Source organism: Halovivax cerinus (assembly GCF_024498195.1).
GTDB classification, from domain to species: Archaea; Halobacteriota; Halobacteria; order Halobacteriales; family Natrialbaceae; genus Halovivax; species Halovivax cerinus.
In genome coordinates, this window is sequence record NZ_CP101824.1 from 2,988,929 (window position 1) to 3,012,262 (window position 23,334).

Consider the following 23,334-nt stretch of genomic DNA (forward strand, 5'->3'; position numbering starts at 1 on the left):
GGTCAGTGGTGGTGCCTGACTACTCGCCCCGACGCACCGTAGGCGTCGGCGAGGGCGTCGCTCTCGACGAACGATTCGGTGTCTCCGTAGTGATACAGCTGTGTGTTGAGACAGGCGATGTGGTCGGCTCGATCCGTGACGACGCCGATGTCGTGTTCGATCAGGACGATCGTGATGCCGCGCTCGTTCAGTGATTCCAGGAGCTGGTAGAACGCGTCGCGTGACTCCGCGTCGACGCCAACCGTCGGTTCGTCCAGCGCGAGCAGATCTGCCTCGGAGGCGAGTGCGCGAGCGATATAGGCCCGCTGCGTTTGTCCACCCGAGAGCGTACCGATCTGGCGTGCAGCTAGGTTGTCGATGTCGACGGTTGCGAGTGCGGCGTCGACCGCGGCTCGGTCTTCTTCAGAGAGGCGTGAGTGGCCAGCGCGTGCGAACCGCCCCATCCGGACAACTTCACGGACGGTGACGGGCATCGTCTCCGCCCGACCGGTCGCCCTCTGGGACACGTAGCCAATTCGCTCCCCCTGATCGAACGACGAGACGGACTCGCCGAACAGTTCGACAACACCCGAATCCGGTTCGAGCAGTCCGAGCATCACGTGTAACAGCGTCGTCTTTCCGGAGCCGTTCGGGCCGATCAAACCGAGGAACTCGCCGTCGCCGACAGTAAGCGTCACGTCCGCAACGGCAGGTTGCTCGCCGTAGGAGAGGGTCACGTTCTCCAGGCGCACGACGTCAGTCACGGCTCACCAGTGCCACATCGAGGGCAGGGACGTTTATTTCCGCCATCTGGTCGACGTAGCCCCAGTCCTTCTCGACCCAGGTTTCGGTCGTCCCAGCGGCCGGCGAGACAGCTACTCTCGACGTCGCATCGCTGTTCTCGACGATCGTCCGGGCCAGTCTGTCCGATTCGAATCGATCGTACAGAACCGTCTCGATCCCGTTCGAATCGACGAACTCGATCGTCTCCGCGATCTCCGACTGACTTGGTGACTGGTCGGGGGAGATTTCCGTCGGCGTGTGCAAGACGAACCCGTACCGGTCCTGCAGATACCGGAACGAATCGTGACTTGCGAGGACGCCGATCGGCCCGTCGAAATCCGAGACCAGCGTCCGGAACTGCCGGTCTAGGTCGTCCAATTGGTCGGTGTATGCCGCGGCATTCTCCCGGAACGTCTCCTCGTGGTCGGGTTCGATACGCGCGAGTCCGTCGGCGATCGTTTCGACCATCTCCGTGGCCCTGACCGGATCTATCCAGGCGTGGGGGTCGTACTGGCCGTGATCGTGTTCGTCCTCGTCCTGGTGATGATCGTCTCCTTCGTCGTGATCGTGTTCGTCCCCGTCTTGGTGGTGATCGTCTCCCTCGTCGTGATCGTGTTCGTCCCCGTCTTGGTGGTGATCGTCTCCCTCGTTGTGATCGTGTTCGTCATCGTGAGTGATCTCGTGATCCGTTTCTAGAAGATCGAGATCGTCGAACGCGTCTACGAGGGTCACGTCGTCGTAGTCACGTTCGATCACGTCGGCCGCATCCTGCGCCCACGAGAATGCCGGCGAATCGATGTAGATGAACGCCCGTGCGGTTCCGAGTTCCGTAATGAGGTCCGAACTCGGACTCCAGCCGTGTCCCATGTCACCGACGTCGATCGGCGTTTCGAACGTGATGTGGTCGCCACCGACAGTATTCGCCCAGTCCTGGAGGGTGAAAAACGCCGCGTATCCTCCTTCCGAACCCTGTAAGTCGGAATCGGAGAGACAACCCGCGACGGCAGTTGCTCCCACTCCGGCACCGATCGAGAGGAACGATCGTCGTGAACGGTCCATACATCACCCTCGACAAGGACTGTAAAAAGTGTTATTATCCTTTAGCGCAGATTTAATAATCCTTGCTATGGACGGGCCCTTTTTTGTTAAACAGCCGATTGGGCGACCGGAGGGTGTCGGAGGGAGCGGTGAAAACCCACCACCAATTCGAGTCCGATTCGAGTCGAGAGTGCGAGCGCCCGCCTCGTCACGATGGAGCGGCGACCTCGATCGGAGTGGCATCCGAAAGCGATCGGAGCCGCGCGGGATCTATCGGAAAGACGGCCGACGGCGTTCCCGCGGCAGCCCAAACCTCGTCGAACTCCAGCAACGTTCGATCGAGGACGACTGGAACGGTCGTCTCGTGACAGAGAGGAGGAACGCCCCCGATCGCCCAGCCGATGGTCTCGCGGACGTGATCCGGGTCCGCCATCTCGACCGCGCTCTCCCGGACGTCGAAGTGGTCCCCGAGGGCCCCTTCGTCGACGCGATTCGCGCCGCTCGTCACGCAGACGACGAGTGATTCGTCCACCTCGAACACGAGCGAACTGGCGATCTGCGCCACCGAACACCCGATCGCGTCGGCCGCGTCGGCGGCCGTCTTCGTCCCGTCAGGAAACTCGACGACGTCGGGATCGATGTCGTACCGGTTCAGTGCGCGCTCGCGAAAGTCCGCTGCCCGTTCGTGCATCTCGTGGGTCATCGAAAGCGATTACCGTAACGCTATCGGCGCTCGCTCGGTCGAGACGAACCTGGCGAGCGTCGACTGACACACCGCACGCGACCCGGTTGCTCGTACACAACGGCTACCCGTCACCGCACGCACACCTCGGTCGCGAGGTCGGTCCGACGCCGGTAGGTCGGTGCGTCGGTGGCCGATGCGTCGCGTTCGATGGTGAAGGGTTCGAGTGCGATCACGAGTCGGCCGGCGGGAAGCGTCGCCCGCAGGACCACGCCCGTACTCGTGACGACGACGTACGGTGGCGCAGGGACAACGGGCGCCGACAGTTCGTGGCCGAGGGCGTCGACCAGGTCGGTGAGCACCGTGCGTAAGTCGTCCATCGCGCCGCGAGTGACCAGTTCGGATCGAAACGGCTCGGCTTACGTGGCCCGCTCGATCCGGCCGTCGAGGTCGAATTCGGCGACAGCGTCAGGCTCCATCGAGGCTATCGTATCCAGGAAGGCGACGCGATAGCTCTCGGGACCGTCGTGGTCTGTCGATGTCGCCTGCTCGCCGGCCAGCCCGAATGCGATCGTGCCCGCGAGCGCGGCCTCCGCCGCGTCGTCGACGACACCGGCGAACGTTGCGATCGTCGCTCCCAGGACGCAGCCGGTGCCGACGATCTGTCCCATGCGTTCGTGGCCGGCAGCGATCTCGAAGACCTCGTCGGTCGTCGCCAGGACGTCGGTCACACCCGAGGCGACGACGGTCGCGCCGGTCGAGTCCGCGAGTGCCCGGGCGGTGTCTGCGATCTCCTCGTACTCGCCGACCGACTCCACGCCGGCGACGTCCGCTTCGACGCCGGCGAGGGCGCTCACCTCGCCGTAGTTACCCTTGATCGCCGTGAAGTCTACGGTAGAGAGCAACTGCTCGGCGTACTCGTCGCGGGTCGGCGTCGCGCCGACGCCGACCGGATCGAAGACGACCGGCACGTCGAGTTCGTTCGCCGCCGCTCCAACGGCCGCCATCGTCTCGACCTCCTGCGGCGAGGCGGTCCCGATGTTCAAGAGGACGGCGCTCGCACCGTGGACCATCTCCTCGGCGTCGCCAGGTGTGTCGGACATCACAGGGAGACCACCCCAGTGGAGCGTGACCTGCGCGACGTCGTTCATCGTGACCCGGTTGGTGAGGTGCTGGACGAGCGGCGATCCGGCCTCGAGCGCGGTCAGCGCGTCCGAGAGATCACCGGTGTCGATCGGTGACGACTCAGGCATCCGCCACCACCTCCCCCAGGGTGTGGGTCGCGGCGGTCGGGTCGTCCGCCGCGGTGATCGCGCTGATAACGGCCACGCCGGTTGCGCCGGCGTCGACGACGGGAGCCGCATTGTTCGCCGTGATTCCGCCGATGCCGAACACCGGGATCGACACGGCGTCGACGACCGATTCGATCCCGTCGGGACCGATGCCGTCCTTCTCGGCGTCGACGTCCTTCGAGGACGTTCCGTAGACGGCCCCGGTGCCGAGGTAATCCGCACCCTCTCGCTCCGCCCGTTTCGCCGCTTCGGGTCGCCAGGCCGAACACCCGACGATGGCGTCCGGTCCGAGGAGGTCCCTCGCCACGGACACCGGAACGTCCGACTGGCCGAGGTGGACGCCGTCTGCGTCTGCCGCCATCGCGAGATCGATCCGATCGTTGACGATGAACGCCACGTCGGCCGCGGCCGTCACGTCGCGCAGTTCCAGCGCGAGTTCGTACCGCTCACGGGCGGGGAGATTCTTCTCGCGAAGCTGGACCGCGTCGATACCGCCCTCGATCGCCGATGAGACGATATCGGGAGTCGAGCGCCCCTCAGAGAGTGATTCCTGGGTCACCAGGTACGTCCGCCAGTTCGATGGAGTCACACCCGTTCCTGTTGCGTAGGGACACAAAGTGACTTCGCCTTCTGGCCCGTCCTCGACCGGTACCCGGACTGACCGGCGCACGACGTCACGCGAGACGGTGAGTGCGCCTGTGAATGGCTTAAGGGGCTGACGTGTGTACGTTCCGGTGCGATGAGCACCCAGAAATCCGTCCGCCAACCGGCCGATTCGATCGAGGAGAACAGGCTCCGACTGGAGACGGACAAGGCGGAACAGGTGGTCGACGCGCTGAACACGGAACTGGCGAACGCGTACGTTCTCTACCACCAGCTCAAAAAGCACCACTGGGTCGTCGAAGGCGCCGAGTTCCTTCAGCTACACGAATTTCTCGAAGAGGCGTACGAACATGTCGAGGAAGGGGCCGACGTCATCGCCGAGCGCGCCCAGGCGTTGGGCGGCGTCCCCGTCTCCGGGCCCGACGCGCAGGCCGAGCGGGCCACCGTCTCCTTCGAGGGTGAGGACGTCTACGACCTGCGGACGATGTTCGAACACGATCTGGAGATGTACGGCGACATCATCGAATCCATGCGCGATTCGATCGAACTCGCCGAGAACCTCGGCGACTACGCAACCGGAGAGATACTCCGCGACGTCCTGGTGCACGTAGAGGAAGACGGCCATCACTTCGAGCACTTCCTCGAAGACGCGACGCTCGTTGTCGAAGCGGCGACCCACTGAGATCGAAGGGCGGTCGGGAACCAGGAGCCGACTTTCCGTTTCGACTTCGGAAAATTCCGTAGACCAGCCTTCCAGCCGGATTCGCCGTGACTACTGGTGAACTGGAACGACGATATCGGCGGAGATCCAGCCATCCGTGTTCCCACGTTCGGTGAACACGTGCCGTCCGGGTCTGGTTTCGTGACAGCAAACGATCGTCTCGCCCGGCGACGACTCGGTAGCGTCACTCAGTTCCTCGCGTGAATCGGTGGCGTCCATTCGGATAGTCTTAGGCGAGCCTAAACCCATAAGCGTTGCGTTCGCGTGGATCGGAAATCCCCGACAGACCGTACAGAAGGGGCACAAAACCGATTACCCAGTCTCAGGACAGCGAAAGGCCACGAATCTCGACGGAGTCACCCTCCTCGACGCGTCCGATCACCTGTCCGTCGGTCTCGGCTGCGAGGTCTGTGGCCTGCTCGTCAGGCACCGAGAGGACGAATCCGGTACCCATGTTGAACGTGCGGTGCATCTCCGCGTCGCTCACGGTGCCTTCCTCCTGGACGAACTCGAAGACGGGCTGGGCCGGGAGCGGATCGTCGACGACGTACCGCCGATCACCCATTCGAAGGAGGTTCGTCCAGCCGCCACCCGTCACGTGCGCGGCGGCGGAGACGTCGTACTCGCGAACGTACGGGAGGAGATCGGTGTAGATGCGGGTCGGCCGGAGGAGTTCCTCGCCGATCGTGCGTTCGGGGATCGGCGGGAACGGGTCGGTGTACTCGTGCTCGCGGGTGACGGCTTCGCGGGCGAGCGTGAGACCGTTCGAGTGGATCCCGTTCGAGGGGAACCCGACGAGTGCGTCGCCGACGTCGGATTCGCCGTCGAGTACGTCGGTCTTCTCCGCGAGACCGGCGCACGTCCCCGCCAGGTCGAAGCCGGTCACGACCTCCGGCATGACAGCCGTCTCGCCGCCGAGCAGCGTGAGGTCGGCTCGCTCCAGTCCGACGGCGAGTCCCTCTCCGATCTCGTTCGTGAGGTCGTCGTCCGGTTCGTCGATCGCCAGGTAATCGACGAACGCGACCGGTTCGACACCCGCCGCGACGAGATCGTTCACGTTCATCGCGATGCAGTCGATGCCGATAGTGGAGAACTCCTCGATCGCCTCGGCGACCATGAGTTTGGTCCCGACGCCGTCGGTGGCGAGTGCGAGGTATCGATCGCCGATGTCGAGGAGGCCCGCGTACTCCGTCGTGAGGTCGCTCCCGAACGCCGACAGCAGCGCCGCCGTGGCGTCCTCGCTCGCCTCGATGTCCACCCCCGTTTCCGCGTAAGTGAGTCCCGTCTCGTCGTGGTCGCTCATACTGAATCGAGTGACAGGTGACGGCAAAAGACCACCGGTCCGACGCGACGGTGAGGCGGATGGAGTGCGACACTGACGCCGTTCGCGAACCGTCTCGTCACACGCCGACGAACATCACGTAGAGGGCCGCGAGCAGGCTGGGAACGAAGACGAGGACGAACACGCTCGTGTTCCAGCGCTTGACCGTCGTGCCGTCTAACGGCCCCCACGGGAGCATGTTGAACGCGGCGAGGAACAGGTTGATCCAGACCCCGAGTCGACCGATCTCGCCCACGAGCGGGGGACCGCCAAGCGTCGCCGGCGCCATGTACAGGGCGAAAAACACGGCGGCGAGTGCCTGGTTCGTCAGCGGACCCGCCAGTGCGATCAGTCCATTCTCGCGGAGCGTGATGCGGCCGCGATGGTGGACGGCCCCCGGCGCGGCGAAGAGAAAGCCCACGAGCGCGCTCATCAGGGCGACGAAGAGCATGCCGTAGTCCGCTTTGAACTCGGCGACCTGTCCGAACCTGATCGCGACGACCTTGTGTGCGAGTTCGTGGCTCAGAAACCCCACGCCGACCGTGACGAGGCTGAGGAGCGTCATTCGGACCAGTGCCGCCGGGTCGATCCCTCCGATGGCGCTCCCGCCCGAGAGCAAGATCGCGAACGCGACACTCAACGTGACCCAGGCGATCGCGAGATCGATCAGTTCCCGGGAGCTGAACGACAGCGACGACCGTGTCTGGTAGCTCACGGGACGGCCCTCACGCTCACGGTGCTCACGTCACCACCTCCACGATCGTCTCGAGGCTGGCTCTGGCTCCCGACAGCAGTTCCGCGAGGAGCTCGCCGGCGCCGCCGATGTCCGTCGTGAACCAGGGGAGCACCACGAGGATGAACAGTCCGGACGCGATCATGCTCCCCACGTTCGTGAGTGCAACGATAACGATCAGACGAAACAGTGCGACGTCCAGCATCTCGTCGAATAGTTCGCCGAGCGGTCGCTCCGTGTCGTCGAGCAGTTCGTTGAGCACCCGGATGTCGGCGACGTTGACCGGGCGGTGGCGCAGTTCCATGTAGCCGGCGAACCAGCCCGGTGCGAGCAGCGGATTGATGCTCGTCAGCCAGGCGACGCCGCCGCCGACGGCCGCACTGGAGAGACGTGCCCCCGCGAGCCTGGCCAGTGAGAACGCGAAGATTCCGTTGATGGCCACCCACGCCAGGAACAGTTGGAGCAGGAGGAGGTTGTCTACGCCGGCCATCAGGAGCAATCCGAAGAACGCGACGAATCCCACCATCATCAGGTACCCGACGATCTTCGCGATCGAGAAGCCCTTGCCGGACGACGTCCCGGAGATCGATTCGATCGGCGGAAGGTCGTCGGGATGGTCGAGGTAGTGTTCGATCCCCGCGCGGTGTCCGGCACCGACGACGGCGACCACGGTGTAGCCCTGTTCGCGTAACGCGTGCAATCGGGTCGCGATGAACGCGTCGCGTTCGTCGATCAGCGCTTCCGCACCGCCAGGGCTGAACCGCCTGAACTCCTCCATCATCGCCGTGACGACGTCACCGTCGGTGAGCTGTTCGATGTCGAAATCGTCGATATCGTCCGCGGCCTCGTTCGCGGGGGTGAGCAGGCCGCCGAGGACGATCCCGAGCGTGCCACCGACGCCGGCGCCAGCGAGGACACCGACGAGCGATCGAATAGTGAGGCCGCCAGCGTTTTCGACGGACGTCGCCGTCAGCGGGCCCACGTACGTCTCGGTCGTAACGATGCCGATCATCACGGCGAGACCCAGGACGACGCCGACGAGCAGCCTGAGCGAGAATCCCGACAGCAACCCGGTGTCCCCGAGGCTGTCCATCGACGGGACGAACACGAGGCCTACGAGTACCCCGGCGCCCAGTCCGATCGCGATCGCGCCGACGGATTGCAATATAACCGGGCTCGTGAGCCCGAGCGTGAAGAGATCGACCAGACCGAACCACGGGGCGAGTCCGATCGCGACGACCAGACCGACGAATGCGCCGAATCCGGCGCCGAGCGTGAGGCCGACCGTCGTGGGTTTCGTCACGCCGAAGGCGAGGCCGCCGACGAGTTTCGCCTTCTCCCCGACGGAGAGTCTGGCCCAGAAGCGTTGCATCGTCACCTGGATGTCCCGGTCGACCAGGGCGACGCCGAGTCCGTTTCGCTCGGCGGCGTCGATGGCCGCCTTCATATCGGCTCCCGGTTCGACGTCGAATCGGTCTCCGAGCTGTGATTGAACGTACGAGAGCATCCAGTAGGCCAGAAACTGAAAAACGGTGTTTCCGGAGAGCAGATCCGTGGCCTCGATGTCTTCGGGCGTCCCGCCTTGCATCTGCCGGTAGCGTCCCTCGTCCAATTCGACGGCGACGACGTCGGGTTGCATCTCGTCGACCGTCTCCGACACTTCGTCCGCGCTCGACTGCGAGACGTGGGCCGTCCCCACGACCGTGATCTCCCCGCGATCACGGTCGGGTGGGTCAGGAGGGCTCGGTACTCGGCCCTCGCGTCCGTCGGTCATTATTCCAGATGAACACGCCGACGACGTTTAGGGGTATCGAAGGGGCGCGTCAGACCCAGCCGATCCGAAGCGACCCGTGCTCGAGTTCACGTCGCGTACTGCGTACAGTGAGACGTCCGATCAGGCCTCGTCTACCGATACGTCGATCGGGTACACCGTCGCTGACGAACCGTCTACCGGTACGTCGAATAGGTACTCGGTCACCGAGGAACCGTCAACTATGTACGCGAGTGGACGCCGGTCCTAAACTGTTCTTCCCGCCAATCGAGTGGGCCGGATGTTCCAACCTACCGATGTATATTCCAACCGAGTCACTTTCACGCACGCAGGAATCTGATACATCACCATTCATTTTACTCGCCGCCAGAGGACCGGTATGACCGATCTGATGGAGACGTACATCGAGAATCGAACCCTCGTCCAGCCGAATCACACGAACATGCTGGGCAAGACCCACGGCGGGAACGTCATGAAGTGGATGGACGAGGTGGGCGCGATGGCCGCGATGCGCTTCTCCGGCGAGACGTGCGTGACGGCCAGGGTCGATCGGATGAACTTCGATCTCCCGATCCGGCTCGGCGATTCGGCGCTCGTCACCGCGTACGTCTACGACGCCGGTTCCACGAGCGTCAAGACGCGCGTGACCGTCGAACGAGAGGACCTCCGGACCGGCGAGAGCGAACGAACCACCGAGTCGTACTTCGTCTACGTCGCGATCGACGAAGACGAGCGTCCGACCGCGGTCCCGGAACTGACCGTTACGTCGGCGAAGGGCGACCGACTGCGCGAGACGGCCCTCGACGGCGAGGCCAGTCACGAGTGACGTCCGGGATCGACGTGGCACTTCGAACCGCGATCGGAGGACATCTCGGACGCCAAACCGCGGATCCACCCCGTCGACAGATTCGGGGCGCCCGTGGCGAACGCTTATCGGGAGACCGGGCCAACGGACGGGTATGCCCCTCGACGTGGACCCGCCGGCACCGCCGGAACTCGAGTTCGTCGATCCGAACGAGTACGAGGACGCCACCGTCGCCGACGGACCCGACGTCGACTATCGGCGGGAGGAACTCCAGGGGTTCCTCGAGGATGGAGCCTGGGAGGAGGCCTTCGACCGGTGGCGTGCGGACGCAGACGTAACCGAACGCGAATTCGCCATCGCGACCGACCTCGACCTCTTCGCCGCGTTCGATTTCTTCTGGGACGACTTCGCCGACCGTGTCGGCTACCACGCGCCCGGTATTCCGGAGGACTGGCAGGAGCGTGAGTACCATCCGGAGCTCGACTCCTGGGGGACGGTCTCGTCGATCAACGCCGGCCTCACCGAGCTCGGTCAGCTGGTTTGCGAACACCTGAAAGACGAGTACATCGACTGGGAGGCCGAGTACGAACCGCCCGAGGATCTACCGGACTTCTAGGTCCGAAATATGTGTTTGGTCGTGACCCCCGACGCACCGGCGCGCCACGAGGAGAACGTCCCGACGCGCGACAATGAGAAACGTCTCGGGACGACTTACCGACGCGCCACGAGGAGGAACGTCTCGGGACGTTCCCGCGAGTCGGCGATCGTGAAGCCGGCGTCGCGCAACTGCTCCCCGGCATCGGCCGCGGAGAACCGTTCGTCCGTCGGTGGCCCGCTCTCGCCGCGTCCGTCGGCACTCCAGTCGACGGTGACGAGCCGACCGTCGGGACGGATGACGCGGGCGAGTTCCGCGAACGCGTCCTCGCTCGCGTACTCGTGGTGGGTCATCGTCGAGAAGGCGCCGTCGAGGTCGTCGTCGGCGAAGGGGAGCGAGTCCACGCCAGCGGTCACGAGTTCGACGTTCTCCGGCACGCCCTGGTCGCGGTACTTCTCGTGCATCGCCGCTTGCACGTCGACGGCGTAGAGCGTCCCGACGAACGGGGCGACGTCGTCGGTGTAGAACCCCGTTCCCGAACCGAGGTCGGCGACGGTCGAGTCCGACCCGAGCGGGAGTTCCGAGAGGAGTTCCTCGCGAGAACAGTACCGATACCGACCTGGGTCGCGGAGTCCGTCGGCGCGGTCGACGGGGAAGGTGTGAAAGCCCATCGCGGATCACACCTCTCCGAGTATCTGGGAGCGCGGTCGATCGTGTCGCCTCGTCTGGTTGTCAGGCATCGTACTCACGTTCACGGTCCGTGACAGGGCCGCAAAGGTCTTGCTCTGTTTCTCCGTGCGACTCGAATGCCGCTCCGGGTCCCTGGACGTCACGATAGCCTCGCTCGACAACTCAGTCGGAATCAGATCTGAGGAATAGCACGAGCAGCAATACAAAGAGGACTGCCGTCGACAGAACTACGTACGGAAACACGTCGACCCACGTCTGGTACGAGATCGATACAGCGAGCGTGAAAATCGGATCCCAGAAAAACCCCGCGACAAAAAGTGTCGCGGTCGCCGCCATTCCGAGGTACGTTCCTATCGTGCGAAGCGAACGAATCACTCCGTCGTCTTCCGACTCGACGTCCGTCGAATCGTCCGACGTCGTCTGTCCGTATTCGGTGGCACGGTCACTCATCTTGCTTCATCTCGATACTACTAGATTATCGTTCTGTCGGAGGAAAAATTGTAAGCAGACGAGTCGTGACAACCTGTGTCTTCTGTGGGTCTAGGTTTTCCTGGGTTAGCATCAAGATCGCGCCGCCCAGCTCGCGTGTCGCTTCGCTCCCGCTCACTCAGTCGGCGGTCGGCATGCCGACCGCCCGGCTCGCGTGTCGTCACTGCGTTCCTCCCGCTCACTCAGTCGGCGGCCCTCACTCCGTTCGCGCCGCCCGCCTGTTGCCGAACGTGTGCTAACTCGTGAGCGAGCAGGTGCTGGCCCTCCGGACGCTCCGGGGTCGTACTCCCCAGAATTGAACGCGATGTGGTTGCCGACCGTGAACGCGCGGGCGTTGATCTCCTCGCACGCGTTGGCGGCCGTGTGACCCGTGTGGATCTGCACGTCACCGAAGGAGTCGCCTGTCCAGTTTCCGATCACGTGCGAGCCACCAGTGGGTTCCGGATCATGCAGGTTCTGCTCACAGCTGCACTTCGAGGCCGAGGTCGGGGAACGCGTAGCCATCGATATCGGCGTCGGAGTAGTGAACGGGTTCGTACGGCGGGCGGTGTTCGTTACGGATCGTCTGCTGGAAGGTCCCCAGGCCGAGCAGGCGGAGGCTCTCGGGTGGCTCGACACCCATCTCGAGGAAGCGATCCCGGGCCTGACAGAGCAGGTGGTGAACGAGGAGTACCTGGAACCCCTCGACTGGAAGGTAGTCCTCCCACGGCGGGTCGATCGTCGCCAGTTCGAGGCGGGCGTCGGGCGGCCCACTGACGTCGTCGGCGGGGCCCTCCTCGACGACGTCGTCCACGGTCTGGTAGACGACGCCGAGGCCGGACGTCTCGTCGATCGAGAGTGTGTCCGCGTCCACGCTGACGTCGGTCACCTCGTCGAAGTGGTCGCCGATGGCGTGGGCGATAGCCGTCGGCGAGGTCGTCGACTTGACGGGGAGCGCTTCCGCGAGCGCCGACGTCTCCGTCTCGGCCAGCACCGTCGGGAGGTCGACGTCGAGCACGACGTGCTGCCGGTAGGCGAGCAGTCCGTCGGCGTCCGGGTGGTCGATCACCGGTCGGACCTCGTCCGTGACGGTGCTGCGGTACTGGTGGTAGTAGTCGCCGAAGGCCACCGCGAATTCGCGGGCCGAGAGCGACGCGACCGCGACGGCGGTGATCACGGCACTCTCGGGGAGCGCCCACGGTTCGACCGTCGGGTGGCCTCGCTCGTGGAAGACGTGATAGCGAGCGAAGCGGCGCGCCTGGGCCACGTAAACGTTCTCCTCGACCGTTCGCTTCGAGGGGTCGTCCGGGTAGCCGTCTTGGGAGTGACCTTGAACTGAACCATCGCATCCGACTGCGACAGTGTGTTTTGCCTGATTGTTGTCAGTCACGCGCACCCCTATGCCCCGATCATCTTCGTCAATAATGTGTCCCTCCATGGTTAATCGAAGCGGGTCTCACCGGTCTCGTCCGCCCAGTCGGTTTCGTAGCCGATCGTCTGGAGGATCGTGACGAGGAGATCCTCGCGTCCCGCAGCTGCGAAGACCCGGCGCCAGACTTGCGGATCGAGCTTTTTGTAGGCGATCGTCTTCGCGGTCAGGCCCGTGGCGGCCGCGACGCTTGCGGTTCCGGTCACCATCGCGGTCTCGGGATCGGTCATTCCCGTTTCGAGCGCGAGGCTCTGGACGACCGTTGCGACGATCCCCGTCGACAGGCCTGCTTTGATCGCGCCCTTCAGAAGCGTTCGGAGGGTTATCTTGTCGTCCTCGGCTTCGAGATCGCGAACCTCCTCCGTGATTGGTCCACCTGCACCGGGGTGGGGTGCTCCACCGGGGACGCGCTGGACGTGCACCTCCGTCTTGGCCATCCGTTGAATCCCGAGTTCGCCGCCCTCCATCACGCGCCGGGCGGTTGCCTCGGCCTCGCGCTCCAGTTGCGGATCGGGGTCGATCTCCAGCTCGACGTTCGCCTGCGGCATCATCGAGAGGGCACCGCCCGGCTCGCGTGTCGTCACTGCGTTCCTCCCGCTCGCTCCCCCGGCGGCCCTCACTCCGTTCGCGCCGCCCGCCTGTTGCCTCACGTGCGCTAACTCGTGGGCGAGGAGGTGTTGTCCCTCCGGACTCTCCGGATCGTGCTCCCCAGAATTGAACGCGATGTGGTTGCCGACCGTAAACGCCCGCGCGTTGATGTCCTCGTTTACACGGCAGACGGGTCCGGACACGCCTAGCCTCCGAACAATGCCCGTTTGAGCCGAGTCGTAAGCGACGAGCGACCAGGGATGGCCGCACCCTCCCCACCCGCGAGCGCGGCAGTATCGACACCCGGTTGGCGATACCCATCGATATCGGCGTCGGTCAGGTGGTAGTCCGGGTAGACGTCGGCGTGCTGGTAGTGCATCGTCTGCTCGGCCAGCCCCTGGCCCAGCACCCGGAACGGTTCCGGCGGTTCGAGTCCGAGCCGGAGGTAGGCGTCCCGGACCTGACACTGCAGGTGGTGACACACCAGTCCCTGGATGATCTCCGTCGTAAGGTCCGTCTCGATGGTAGTCTGTGGCGGCGTCATCTGCAGTTGTGCGTCGGGCGGACCCTCGCTGGTGTGGCTGCGCTCGCCGACGACGGGTTCCTCGACGCTGCCGTCGCTCGCCCGTCGCTGGTACTGCAGGTCGAGCGCCGACACCTCCTCGATCCCGTCGGCGTCTGCGGGAAGTCGGTCGGACAGCTCCGCACCCAGCGTCTCGTACAGGTCGTACGCGTCCGTGATCCCCGCCACCGCATCTATCGGAGAGACGCCATCGGGGTCGTCGAGGTACGCCTCGAAGTCGAGCCCGAGGAACACGTCCGCACGGTACACGGTGAGCCCGGTCGGAGCGGTTTCGTCGGGCATCTCGACGATCGGATCGACGTCCGGCCGGAGCGCGCTGTGGTACTGCTGGGCGTACGGCCCGAACCGATCCTCGAAGTCGTCGAACGACAGCCCGAACACCGCACCCAGCGTGTAGGGGAGCCACTCCGGGGTCAGACACGGCCCCAGTGTTGGATAGCCCCGCTCTCGCTGGACGTAGTACTGCGCGTACCACTGGGCCTGTCTGAGATTTACGGCATCGTTTGGGGTTTGCTCGTTCGCCTGATTTGGATACGCATCCTGCTCATGATACGTTATTTCTCCATCGAAATCAACAGAGATCAGATGTTCCTCCTCGTTGTGATCGACGACACTAATTCCGACACCACCTTCGTCCTCTCCTGTGATCTTCCCGTCCATACTACTCCTGTCTGCTTTTGACACGTTCCGGGCGGTCTTGTTCCATATCTATATCGAATCCCATTCTTTCTAACGTCGCAGCGACCCTCTCCTCGGCCCCCAGCAATCGTGCGATTTCTAGTATCAGATAGATGTCTTCGCGGTGCAGTCGATCTTTCCCGACGTGGATGGATCCGCCGACCGCGAACGTCACTGCTAACGCCTCCGTATGACTGAGACCGTATTCCGAATTTAGCAGTTGTACCGGCACCTGGGTGACACCGAGTGTCGTCGCATACTCCGCGAGCTTGTACGCGTCGCGGAACCGGTCGGGGTCGACGCTCAAGATGGAGGCTTCCTCGATCCCCGCGGCAATCTCGGTCGACGACACCTCGCCGCGCAGAACCTCCCTGCGGGTCTTGTCCGCCCGCTGGACGTGGACCGCCGTATCCGCCAGCCGTTGAATCCCTAATTCGCCGCCTTGCATCACGCGCTGGGCGGTCGCTTCCGCCTCGCGTTCGAGCTGCGGATCGGGATCGATCTCGAGCTCGACGTTCGCCTGCGGCATCATCGAGAGGGCCCCACCAGTTTGCTGCCTCACGTGCGCGAGTTCGTGCGCAAGCAGGTGCTGGCCTTCCGGACTCTCCGGATCGTACTCCCCAGAATTGAACGCGATGTGGTTGCCCACCGTGAACGCGCGGGCGTTGATCTCCTCACAGGCGTTCGCCGCTTGCGGCCCGGTGTGAATCCGCACATCCCCGAACGAGTCGCCCATGCGATCCTCCACCGCACGCTGGATCGACGCGTCGAGCGACTGACCCGACGAGGAGATGACCTCGCGCACGCTCTCGGGGACACCGGCGTCGCCCGCGGGTCCCGTCGCATCGTGGGCGTCTTTGTTCCGCTGCAGCGACGCCAGGTTCTGCCGGTTGTTGTCGATGGGGATCTCGTCGGGTCGATTCTGGAACTCGGCGATGAGTTCGGACGCACGCTCGCTCGCCGCCGGGCCGAGCGAGACTGATTCGTCGAGCGTCGCCTCCGTCGACCCCAGCACGGGCACCCCGAGAGGGCCGGGTGCCATCGGGTCGGCGGACTCGGATCGGGCACGCCGACGCGATCGGGACGAGTCGGTCGACTCGCGTTCGTCCGACGTCGACGACCGGCGTGAGCGGCGTCGTTTGCGCCTGCTCATCGACGACTCGCCTCCGGGGACCGTCGGCATCGGGATCCGCAGCAGGGCCAGCTACTCATTGTCCCTAATTTTATTCCAATGTACAATAATTCGGCCTTGTTTAGATGCTCGTCACCAGCACGGAGCGCGCTTCACTAGTAAGTTCTAGGGTCCTAGCAAACGCTGCTACTTGTCGAATGTACTAGGAAATGAAGCGGGTAGCTTCGGTTGTGCCTACGAAGATTGCCCGCTTCACGAAGCAGGTTGTGTCGCTCTCACAAAAAGCCGTCGCTGGAGCGCCAAGACCGGCGTTTCAACCGGGTGAGGGCGGCTATGCCGACTGGGTAATCGTGACAATTCACGGTCTCAAAACCTACCTCGATTTGCCGTATCGACGGCTGCTCGACGTCCTTGCAGAAATGCCTCGAATCGGTCGAATTCTCGATTTAGAACCGGCTGAGTTGCCCGATTTTACCACCGTCTGTGCGCGCATGCAGCCGCTGAAAATGCCGATCTGGCGCGACTTTCTCCGCCTGTCGGCGCAGTTGCACGACACCGGCGACATTCAGGCGATCGACGCAACCGGAATGGATCGCATCGCGGCGAGTCAGCACTACGCCAAACGGACGAATTACACCTTTAGAGCGGTGAAAACGACGGCGTTGATCGACTGCGAAACTGGGGTGATTCTCGACATTCATTGCTCGATGAAACAACCTCACGACTCTCAGATCGCGTGGCAACTGCTCACGCGGAACCTAGAGAAACTGACGATACTGACCGCGGACAAAGGTTACGACTGGGAACTACTTCGTCATAAATTGCGATCTGAGGGCGTTACACCGGTGATAAAGTACCGAGAATTCGGTTGGCACGGCATCGCAAACAATGTCTTGCTCGACGATACGACGTACCATCAACGATCGAATATCGAAGCGACGTTTTTCGCGCTCCGGCGAAAATACGGTGAGATCGTGCGAGCTCGAACCTGGTTCGGCCAGTTCCGCGAACTCGTCCTGAAATGTGCCGTCAGAAACGTCGAACTAGCGCTTGACGCTGCTACTGGCTGATTTCAGCCGTCTAAACAAGGCCAATAATTCTTCTCCTACAGGTTTCGAGGATGGGGGGAGCCGGGTGTCCCCGCCACCGATCGGCGGGGTAGGATTCGACCCACTCATCACCGATTGTCTACGCTCCAGCGAGGGTTGATTCCACCTACCCATCGGTAACTATATTACCCATCACGTCAACCATCCGCACGGAAGCTGCGTCCGCACGGGTACGAAAGTGCCCCGGGTGCTGGAACACCCGGGACGTGGCTTCCAAATCCCAGAGGAGGGATTTTGTCAGCCATGATTGCGTACACACCATCACGACAAAAAGGTCTCGCCCGCTCTCGGTCTAGAGAGTCGGAACGCTGTCCGCCGCTGACTTTCGATTTCGGAGGTCAGAGTCGGTCGTCGGTGAGTCTGAGAGTCACCGACTGGTTCGCCCGACCGTCCCGCGGTGATCGTCGATGACCGCCGCCGACGCGTCGAGCGACGCACCCGAGTACAAACCGCGCGGGCGCGAGTGTTATCGCTGTGATCGCGACGTCGCGCCGCAGTTCCTCTTTCGCGTCACCGTCGAGTCGCCGGCCCCGCTCTCCGAGACGTACGCCGACGGCGTCCGGTACTGCTGTGAGGATTGCGCCGCTGCGATGAACCTCTCTGACTTCTCCAGACGGTTCAAGCGTCGCGCTCACGATGGATAGCCGGCCGTCCACTGCAGCCCGACGGGCGGTATCGTCCTCGAACGTGTCTTCGCGCTCGTCTTCATCACTGGTCGTCTACGTCGACGTCCCGGCTACCGATTCGGCCGCTCCAGAGCCGAACACCCAAGGTATATTCGGGTTCGCGCCGACGGTTTCCGTAATGACCCTCGTCGACGACCTGGACTCGTACGGTGATCCCAACGACATCGGGCCGTCGGATCGAGCCCCGCGGGAGCCGGAGGGGCCGCCGGACACGTCGACCGGCGACTTCCTCGTCTGGACGTTCGACTCGGAGAGCTCCGCCACGGTTCCCGACGTCTACCTCGTGGCGCGCGACCCGGACCCGCTCGACTTCCGGATGTGGATCTTCGCCGGGCGGGGCGAGCGGGCCGAGTTCGTCCTCCGGGCCTCCCACCGATTCAGCCCGAGTGAAGCGCAGAATCACGACACGATGGAGTGTTGTGAGGTACTGATGGAGGGCCAGTCCCTGGGGAAGACCCACTGCCCGGAGGAGGTGACCGAGTACGTCGAGGAACTGACCGGGGCGACGGTGACCTACCCCGATTACGATCCCGACCGCGAGGACGATCGAGACCGCGACGACTCGCCGATCCAGTACTGAACGTGGTCTCTCTGGTAGTATGAGCCGACTGAGAAGCTCCTCGTCCGAGATGGTTGTACCGCCTCGTCCGATCCGTTTCGTCCGGTCCGTTTCGTCTGGTCCATTTCGTCCGGTCCGTTAGAAGAACGCGCCGGCGATCAGCAACGGGAAGACGAGCGTCGCTTCGGCCTGGATCTCGGTGTAGTTGCTCCCGTCTGTGGCCTTGATCTTGCCCCAGGAGACGGCTTCGTTCGGCGGGGCGCCCGAGAGCGAGCCGTCTCCTTCCATCCCCGTCTGGATGTAGATGGCGTACTCGGCGCCGCCGCGGAAGAGGTTGGTCATGATCGCGTGGTGCTTCGGGACGCCGGCGCCGACGGCGATCAATCCCGTCGTGTCCTGGAGCATACTGTCGCCGATCAGGGAGTCGTAGTCCTCGACGATCTCGATGCCGACGTCGGGCGTGTCGGGGCGCTGGCGGTAGTAGTAGAGGAAGTTCCCGACTTCTGCGTCGGTGAGCGCCGGACAGTAGACCGGAACGTCGTTCGCCGCGGCCTGATAGAGGACCGAGTCCTCGTCGTCGAGCGTCTCGCCGAGTTCTCGGATGAACGCCGAGGGCGTACGGATCGCTTCCTCGGCGAAGAAATCGTCGAAGAAGTCGTAGAGGTACTCCTCGAGCCAGACGTAGCGGTCGGAGGGAACGAAGATGTTGCCCAGGCGATTGATACCGCGTTCACGCAGGGCGGCTTCGTCCGCGTTCCACTCGCCCATCTTGAACGGCTTTTCCGTCTTGATAACGTCCTCGGTGATCGACCCCGACGTCGTGATGATGACGTCGACGTGGCCCTCGCGGACGAGCGCGGCGACGACCTCGCGGAGGCCGGAGGAGATCACGTTCGAGGTGAGCGTCAGGTAGATCGTCGCGTCGTCGTCTTGCATCCGCTCGGCGATGTCGATCGCCTCGGCGAGGTGTGTCGCCTGAAAGCCGGTCGTCGCGTAGCTGTCGAGGATCGCGCCCAGGTCGACGCCGTCGCGAAAGTCGTAGCCGCGGACGTCCGCCCCGTCGAGTTCCTCGTCCGTCCCGGGAACGACGTGTTCACGGGAATCGTCTGGTTCCATGGCCAGTCGTAGCCGACAAGACGGTTTCAATGGCTCGGAACGCCGGCGCGGAAACGAACGCATAAATCGGTCGACCGACTGTCCCCACGCATGGACACTTTCGAGTTGCTCACCCGGAACGCCGACGAGGTGGTGACCGAGGACGAGGTTCGCGAACTGGCGCAGGATCCCGACGGGAAACGGGTCTACGTGGGCTACGAGCCCTCGGGCGTCCTCCACCTGGGACACCTCCTGACGGCGAACAAGCTCATCGACTGCCAGGAGGCGGGCATGGAGGTCGTCGTGCTCCTCGCCGACGTTCACGCCTACCTGAACGGAAAGGGCACGTTCGAGGAGATTCGCGAGACGGCCGAGCAGATGCGCGCGCAGTTTCTCGCCTACGGCCTCGACGAGGAGCGTACGGAGTTCGTCTACGGCTCCGAGTACCAGCTCGACGATGACTACGCGCTCGACCTGCACGAACTCGAACTCTCGACGACGTTGAACCGCGCCCAGCGCGCGATGGCCGAGATCCAGTCCGGGGAGACGGCGAAGGTGAGCCACGTCGTCTACCCGCTGATGCAGGCGCTCGACATCGAATACCTCGACCTCGACCTGGCCGTCGGCGGGATGGACCAGCGCAAGGTCCACATGCTCATGCGTGAGGAACTGCCCGACATAGGGTACGAGGCCAGACCGGTCCTTCACACGCCGATCGTCGCGGATCTCACCACCGGCGAGGGGAAGATGTCATCGTCCGAGGGCGTCACCATCTCGATGGAGGATTCCGCCGACGAACTCGAGGAGAAGGTCAACTCGGCGTTCTGCCCGCCGACGCGCGACCCCGAGGGCGACCTCGAGAACCCGGTCCTCGAACTCTTCGAGTACCACGTCTTCCCGCGCTTCGAAGAGATCCTCGTCGAACGACCGGACGAGTACGGCGGCGACCTCGCCTACGCGAACTACGAGTCACTGGCAACCGACCTCGAGTCGGGCGAACTCCACCCGGCCGACGCGAAGGGGACACTCGCGAGCTACCTCGACGAGTTGATCGCACCAGGACGAACGCTCCTCGAAGAACTGCGCGCCTGAGTGGAACGGTCGACGCGTCGAGCGATCCACTCGTCGGCAGCGACGGACGGTCGATATCCCTGCCCGGATACGAGCGAGCGAACACCGGCTGATTGATGCGATACGAATTCCGAGAGTGTGTATGAACGAGACACGACGGGACGTCATCGAACACATCGAGGCGGGACCCGTTACGGGACCGGAGCTCGCAGACCGACTCGATATCTCGCGTGCGGCGGTCTGGAAACACGTCGAGGCGCTCCGCGACGCCGGGTTCGAGATTGCGGGCACGGCCGACGGGTACACGCTCGAAACGGTGTCCGGATACAGCGGTCCGCTCGTCGAGTACGGGCTCGACGCGCCGTTCTCCGTCGAGTTTCACGACAACCTCCCGAGTACGAACGCACGCGCCCGTGAACTGGCCGGCGGCGGCACGACGGACGTGGTGGTCGTCGCCGAGCGTCAGACCGGCGGCACCGGACGACTTGGCCGCGAGTGGGAGTCGCCCGCCGGCGGGATCTGGGCGAGCGTCGTCACCAGACCGGACGTACCGCCGGCGCGAGCGCCGCTCTTCACCCTCGCCGCCGCGGTCGCGACGGCGGAGGTCGTCAGAGAAGCCGGTGTCGACGCCAGGATCAAGTGGCCGAACGACGTGATCGTGCCGGCGGACACCGAGCGGGGCTATCGGAAGCTCGCCGGTATCCTCACCGAGATGGAGGGTGAAGCCGACCGCATCGCCTGGCTCGTGACGGGAATCGGCGTCAACGCCTCCGTCGACCCGAAGTCGTTGCCCGACGGGGCGACGTCGATCAGCGCGGAGGCAGAACCCGTCGATCGACGCGTGTTCTGCCAGCAACTCCTCGAACGGTTCGACACGGCTCGTTCCGACCTGTCGGGAACGGTTGAGCGCTGGCGATCGCTCGCCGATACGATCGGTCAGCGCGTCCGCGTCCAGCAGACGGACCGTACGATCGAGGGGACCGCAGTCGACGTGACCGCGACCGGCGCGCTGATCGTCGAGACCACGTCGGACCGGGTAACCGTCACCGCAGGCGACTGCGAGCACCTCCGTCCAGACGTCACCGGTGGCGAGTAACGCCTCTCACGGCGGGAGTCGGACGAGAACCACCCGTCTGGAGCACCGTCACTCGGCCGTCGCGACCGATTCAGCGGACGAGTCCTCGGCGACGTCGTCGCCGACCCTGACCGTCGTCACGGGAACCGGCGAGAGTCTGACGACGCGCTCGGCGACGCTACCGAGCAGCAGCCGGTCGATACCGCCCCGCCCGTGAGTCCCCATGACGATGAGGTCGCACTCGGTCGACTCGGCGTGCTCTACGATACACCGACTCGGCGAGCCACTGACGACGCACCCCCTGACGGGGACGTCGGCGTCGTGTTCTGCGACCAGTTCTTCGACGCGAGCGACGGCGGCGTCCCCTTCCTCCTCCAGCGCGGATCCGATACCGTCCCAGGCCGTCTCCATCGGGAGTGCGCCGTAGTTCGTCGCGTTGACGACGTAGAGGGCGTCGATCGCCGCGTCGTGCACTCCGGCGAGGTCGATCGCGTGCGAGACGGCTCGCTCGACAGCGAGCGACCCGTCCGTCGGAACGAGGAGCCGATCGTACATCTTGGTATGTCACGACGTATCGTCCCCACCGTATTAGGCGTATCGTGCTTTCGGATCGAAACGGATGCGGCGTGAGTCCGACGACGAGCGATAGACGGCACCGGGTCGGAACGGCGTCACGGGATCGTCGGAGTCCGACGACCTCACGGCGTCACCGGGTTACGACGTCGATACGGGATCGCCGTTCACCAGGACCGACTCGACGTCGCCCGCACCGGCCCGCCGGACGACGGCTCTGACTGGGTCTCGGACGCCGGCCAGGTTCGGCGATTCCCCGTCGAGAACGAGCAGGTTTGCCGGTCTACCCACTTCGATCAGTCCATCGTCGCGTCCGACGAGCGCCGCCCCGTTCCGCGTCGCCATTCTGAGGACGGCCGGGGCGTCGAGATCGGCGTGTTTGGCGACGAACTCCATCTCACGGAACATCGACGGCGAGTTGAGCATGACGTTGTCAGTCCCGAGTGCGACGGTGGTCTTCGACGCGAGTTCGGTCACCGGTGGAAGGCCGACGTCGGTCACGAGGTTCGAACGCGGACAGACCACGACTGGAATCTCCGCGTCCGCGATCCGATCGACGTGTCGGGCTTCTGGGTGGACGACGTGGACGAGGAAGTCGGGCGAGAGATCGAGCGCCGGGTTGAGGTCGCTCGAATCGGCCTCACCCGCGTGGATGCCGAACAGTTTCCCCGCCTCGTGGGCAGCCGTCCGTTCGTGCTCGAAGTCGTCGTCGTTCGCCCCGCTGGCACCGAATCCCGTCGCCGTCTCCAGGACGTCTATCGACTCACGGCCGAAGGCGTACGTCCCAATCGGCAGGTCGGTCGCCGCCTCGTCGAGCCGTGAGACGCCGTCGACGCCGCCTTCCCGGAAGTCGATGCAGGCGACAGTCCCCGTCCGGAGCGCGAACGTGAGCGAATCTCGCATCGCCGCGACCATCTCATCGCGCGGTGCGTTCCGTAGTAACCGGTGTTTCAGACCGTCCGGCGGAGCGACGAGTTCAGCGAGGGAGAGGCCACGCCCGGCCTCCTTCGCGATAGAGTCTCCCAGGTGCGTGTGCGCGTTGACGAACGCCGGAGAGATGATCCGGTCGTCTGGGTCAGACGTTTCTTCGACGGCGGCGATCCGCCCGTCCTCGACCACGACGCGTCCGTCGATCGGCTCGAATTCGGGACCGCGGAGGATCCTCCCGGAGAGGTTCATGGCGGTCGTTCGGCGGGTCGATCCTTGAACCGTTCGAAGACGCGTGTGAGGGAAGTACTGGAGTGACGATTGACCGGAGACCGTGGACGTGTCGCT

General features: G+C 64.2%; 24 protein-coding genes and 3 pseudogenes. 8 read left to right on the forward strand and 19 right to left on the reverse strand.

Annotated elements, in window-relative coordinates:
* Positions 1-2 precede the first annotated feature (2 nt).
* The 6 genes and pseudogenes from NO366_RS14120 to thiE form a co-directional block, all read right to left on the reverse strand.
* Positions 3-743, reverse strand: a complete 741-nt coding sequence (locus NO366_RS14120) for a metal ABC transporter ATP-binding protein (protein ID WP_256531428.1) — start codon at positions 741-743, stop codon at positions 3-5.
* Positions 736-1,821: a metal ABC transporter substrate-binding protein gene (locus tag NO366_RS14125; RefSeq protein WP_256531429.1), complete on the reverse strand. Its 1,086-nt coding sequence runs from the start codon at positions 1,819-1,821 to the stop codon at positions 736-738. The genes NO366_RS14120 and NO366_RS14125 overlap by 8 nt, the downstream gene beginning before the upstream one ends.
* 187 nt (positions 1,822-2,008) lie before the next feature.
* Positions 2,009-2,491 carry a YbaK/EbsC family protein gene (locus NO366_RS14130; protein ID WP_256531430.1) on the reverse strand — a complete coding sequence of 161 codons (483 nt, stop codon included), beginning with the start codon at positions 2,489-2,491 and terminating at the stop codon, positions 2,009-2,011.
* Positions 2,492-2,613: 122 nt separating this feature from the next.
* Positions 2,614-2,886, reverse strand: a pseudogene (locus tag NO366_RS14135) (DUF7988 family protein); the annotation flags it as partial.
* Positions 2,887-2,901: 15 nt separating this feature from the next.
* The gene (gene thiM / locus NO366_RS14140; RefSeq protein ID WP_256531432.1) at positions 2,902-3,735 is read right to left on the reverse strand and encodes a hydroxyethylthiazole kinase; all 834 of its coding nucleotides are present in this window, start codon (positions 3,733-3,735) and stop codon (positions 2,902-2,904) included.
* Positions 3,728-4,363: a thiamine phosphate synthase gene (thiE, locus tag NO366_RS14145; protein ID WP_256531433.1), complete on the reverse strand. Its 636-nt coding sequence runs from the start codon at positions 4,361-4,363 to the stop codon at positions 3,728-3,730. Before thiE ends, thiM begins: the two co-directional genes overlap by 8 nt.
* A 150-nt stretch (positions 4,364-4,513) precedes the next feature.
* Between thiE and dpsA the strand changes: the two genes are divergently transcribed.
* On the forward strand, positions 4,514-5,059 hold the full coding sequence (gene dpsA / locus NO366_RS14150) for a DNA starvation/stationary phase protection protein DpsA (protein WP_256531434.1): 546 nt from the start codon (positions 4,514-4,516) through the stop codon (positions 5,057-5,059).
* Positions 5,060-5,149: 90 nt separating this feature from the next.
* On the opposite strand, the gene NO366_RS14155 is transcribed toward dpsA, so the two are convergent.
* The 4 genes from NO366_RS14155 to NO366_RS14170 form a co-directional block, all read right to left on the reverse strand.
* Positions 5,150-5,317: a hypothetical protein gene (locus NO366_RS14155; RefSeq protein ID WP_256531435.1), complete on the reverse strand. Its 168-nt coding sequence runs from the start codon at positions 5,315-5,317 to the stop codon at positions 5,150-5,152.
* 103 nt (positions 5,318-5,420) lie between these two features.
* Positions 5,421-6,401, reverse strand: coding sequence for a phosphoribosylformylglycinamidine cyclo-ligase (gene purM / locus NO366_RS14160; RefSeq protein WP_256531436.1), 981 nt, complete (start codon positions 6,399-6,401; stop codon positions 5,421-5,423).
* A gap of 97 nt (positions 6,402-6,498) precedes the next feature.
* On the reverse strand, positions 6,499-7,134 hold the full coding sequence (locus NO366_RS14165; RefSeq protein WP_256531437.1) for a zinc metalloprotease: 636 nt from the start codon (positions 7,132-7,134) through the stop codon (positions 6,499-6,501).
* Between the two features lie 25 nt (positions 7,135-7,159).
* Entirely contained in the window at positions 7,160-8,926 is a 1,767-nt protein-coding gene (locus NO366_RS14170; RefSeq protein WP_256531438.1) for a TraB/GumN family protein, read from the reverse strand.
* Between the two features lie 376 nt (positions 8,927-9,302).
* Here NO366_RS14170 and NO366_RS14175 point away from each other — a divergent pair, with 376 nt between their 5' ends.
* Positions 9,303-9,749, forward strand: a complete 447-nt coding sequence (locus NO366_RS14175) for an acyl-CoA thioesterase (RefSeq protein WP_256531439.1) — start codon at positions 9,303-9,305, stop codon at positions 9,747-9,749.
* A 133-nt stretch (positions 9,750-9,882) separates the two neighbouring features.
* On the forward strand, positions 9,883-10,344 hold the full coding sequence (locus tag NO366_RS14180) for a DUF7992 family protein (RefSeq protein ID WP_256531440.1): 462 nt from the start codon (positions 9,883-9,885) through the stop codon (positions 10,342-10,344).
* A 95-nt stretch (positions 10,345-10,439) separates the two neighbouring features.
* Here the strand turns inward: NO366_RS14180 and NO366_RS14185 are convergent, their stop codons facing one another.
* The 6 genes and pseudogenes from NO366_RS14185 to NO366_RS14210 all read right to left on the reverse strand — a co-directional run bounded on the left by NO366_RS14185 (position 10,440) and on the right by NO366_RS14210 (position 15,801).
* A complete protein-coding gene (locus NO366_RS14185) occupies positions 10,440-10,994 on the reverse strand; it encodes a class I SAM-dependent methyltransferase (protein ID WP_256531441.1) in 555 nt (184 codons plus the stop codon).
* A gap of 714 nt (positions 10,995-11,708) precedes the next feature.
* Positions 11,709-11,904: pseudogene (locus NO366_RS14190) on the reverse strand (eCIS core domain-containing protein); the annotation flags it as partial.
* A 58-nt stretch (positions 11,905-11,962) separates the two neighbouring features.
* Positions 11,963-12,919, reverse strand: a complete 957-nt coding sequence (locus NO366_RS14195) for a DUF7958 family protein (RefSeq protein WP_484496874.1) — start codon at positions 12,917-12,919, stop codon at positions 11,963-11,965.
* A 395-nt stretch (positions 12,920-13,314) separates the two neighbouring features.
* Positions 13,315-13,719: pseudogene (locus NO366_RS18675) on the reverse strand (eCIS core domain-containing protein); the annotation flags it as partial.
* The gene (locus tag NO366_RS14205) at positions 13,704-14,741 is read right to left on the reverse strand and encodes a DUF7958 family protein (protein ID WP_256531443.1); all 1,038 of its coding nucleotides are present in this window, start codon (positions 14,739-14,741) and stop codon (positions 13,704-13,706) included. The pseudogene NO366_RS18675 and the gene NO366_RS14205, both read right to left, overlap by 16 nt.
* A 1-nt stretch (position 14,742) precedes the next feature.
* Positions 14,743-15,801, reverse strand: a complete 1,059-nt coding sequence (locus NO366_RS14210) for an eCIS core domain-containing protein (RefSeq protein WP_256531444.1) — start codon at positions 15,799-15,801, stop codon at positions 14,743-14,745.
* A gap of 299 nt (positions 15,802-16,100) precedes the next feature.
* Here NO366_RS14210 and NO366_RS14215 point away from each other — a divergent pair, with 299 nt between their 5' ends.
* The 3 genes from NO366_RS14215 to NO366_RS14225 all read left to right on the forward strand — a co-directional run bounded on the left by NO366_RS14215 (position 16,101) and on the right by NO366_RS14225 (position 18,266).
* Positions 16,101-16,961 carry an IS5 family transposase gene (locus NO366_RS14215; protein ID WP_256531445.1) on the forward strand — a complete coding sequence of 287 codons (861 nt, stop codon included), beginning with the start codon at positions 16,101-16,103 and terminating at the stop codon, positions 16,959-16,961.
* Positions 16,962-17,407: 446 nt separating this feature from the next.
* Positions 17,408-17,644 (forward strand): hypothetical protein, encoded by a 237-nt coding sequence (locus tag NO366_RS14220; protein WP_256531446.1) that lies wholly within the window; start codon positions 17,408-17,410, stop codon positions 17,642-17,644.
* Between the two features lie 160 nt (positions 17,645-17,804).
* Positions 17,805-18,266 carry a hypothetical protein gene (locus NO366_RS14225; RefSeq protein ID WP_256531447.1) on the forward strand — a complete coding sequence of 154 codons (462 nt, stop codon included), beginning with the start codon at positions 17,805-17,807 and terminating at the stop codon, positions 18,264-18,266.
* 117 nt (positions 18,267-18,383) lie between these two features.
* Here the strand turns inward: NO366_RS14225 and NO366_RS14230 are convergent, their stop codons facing one another.
* Complete coding sequence (locus NO366_RS14230; protein WP_256531448.1) at positions 18,384-19,361, reverse strand: deoxyhypusine synthase; 978 nt, start codon at positions 19,359-19,361, stop codon at positions 18,384-18,386.
* Positions 19,362-19,451: 90 nt separating this feature from the next.
* On the opposite strand from NO366_RS14230, the gene NO366_RS14235 reads away from it, so the two are divergent.
* Complete coding sequence (locus NO366_RS14235) at positions 19,452-20,432, forward strand: tyrosine--tRNA ligase (RefSeq protein ID WP_256531449.1); 981 nt, start codon at positions 19,452-19,454, stop codon at positions 20,430-20,432.
* Positions 20,433-20,553: 121 nt separating this feature from the next.
* Positions 20,554-21,507: a biotin--[acetyl-CoA-carboxylase] ligase gene (locus NO366_RS14240; protein WP_256531450.1), complete on the forward strand. Its 954-nt coding sequence runs from the start codon at positions 20,554-20,556 to the stop codon at positions 21,505-21,507.
* A 48-nt stretch (positions 21,508-21,555) separates the two neighbouring features.
* Here NO366_RS14240 and NO366_RS14245 read toward each other — a convergent pair whose 3' ends face one another.
* Positions 21,556-22,041, reverse strand: a complete 486-nt coding sequence (locus tag NO366_RS14245) for a universal stress protein (protein ID WP_256531451.1) — start codon at positions 22,039-22,041, stop codon at positions 21,556-21,558.
* A gap of 159 nt (positions 22,042-22,200) precedes the next feature.
* The gene (locus tag NO366_RS14250; protein WP_256531452.1) at positions 22,201-23,238 is read right to left on the reverse strand and encodes an amidohydrolase family protein; all 1,038 of its coding nucleotides are present in this window, start codon (positions 23,236-23,238) and stop codon (positions 22,201-22,203) included.
* Positions 23,239-23,334 lie beyond the last annotated feature (96 nt).